Origin of the sequence: Bacillus cihuensis, assembly GCF_000504145.1 — a bacterium.
In the GTDB taxonomy this organism is placed as follows: Bacteria; Bacillota; Bacilli; order Bacillales; family DSM-1321; genus Peribacillus; species Peribacillus huizhouensis.
This window is the reverse complement of record NZ_AYSD01000042.1, coordinates 1-782: the sequence shown is the minus strand read 5'-3', so window position 1 is coordinate 782 and position 782 is coordinate 1. Positions and strand designations below refer to the sequence as shown.

Sequence of the window (782 nt, the reverse complement as noted above, 5' to 3'; positions counted from 1 at the left end):
TGTCGAATCCGTAGCGTCCCCAAGTATAAGAATGGAGCGTACGAGAGATGAATCGTCAGCTTATTTGCTGATATTCAGTTGTCATCGTCGGTACAAGATTTATTATAGCAGATTCCAAAGGAAAATCAATTGTAAGGTTTTGTAAGCGGACATAGGGCGGGTCTTAGCAACTTAAATAAATGTTGTTTAATATTTGGCTAAGAATTTTTATCATTTTATTCTTATAATCATTTATGCTATTACCAGCCCTATCACACATACCATGTTGGATTTTTGTAAGGTCATCTAGTAGATTTTTTTGGTGATGGTCATAAAATAAAATGATGCTTCCCGCAACAATTTGTTCATCCTCTTCCCATGAATGTTGAATAAGAGCATCTCTCACAAGGTCTCGAACCGCTTCCGAGCGATTTTCATACCCTCTTTGTTTGACTAAACTGTCAAGCTTCCGGAGTAAATTACTCTCCATAGATGGGGTCCTGCGGGCAAAACGCGGATATTATACGGTAGACATTTTTCAAAGAAAATGTTAAAACTGATTTACCATTTCATCAAAGTTACTCATAAAAAATAACCCTTTAGAACTCAACTGATAATTTAAAGCATAAGTCACATTTTCAGATCATCGTTAGTTCATTAACGACCGATCTAACAAATTATTTTTGCCGATCTTCATTATCCCAAGATAGTCATGAAACTAAAAACGGACTTACCGTAATCGGCAAGTCCGTGTATCTATTCGTATTTAGCCACCAACATTATGTATTTGGTGGAGACGGTGG

The 782-nt window shown here is 36.6% G+C and carries 1 protein-coding gene; it reads right to left on the bottom strand.

What is annotated here, in order from left to right:
- Positions 1–163 precede the first annotated feature (163 nt).
- Positions 164–469, bottom strand: coding sequence for a ribbon-helix-helix protein, CopG family (locus V179_RS27090; RefSeq protein ID WP_084552220.1), 306 nt, complete (start codon positions 467–469; stop codon positions 164–166).
- Positions 470–782: the final 313 nt, after the last annotated feature.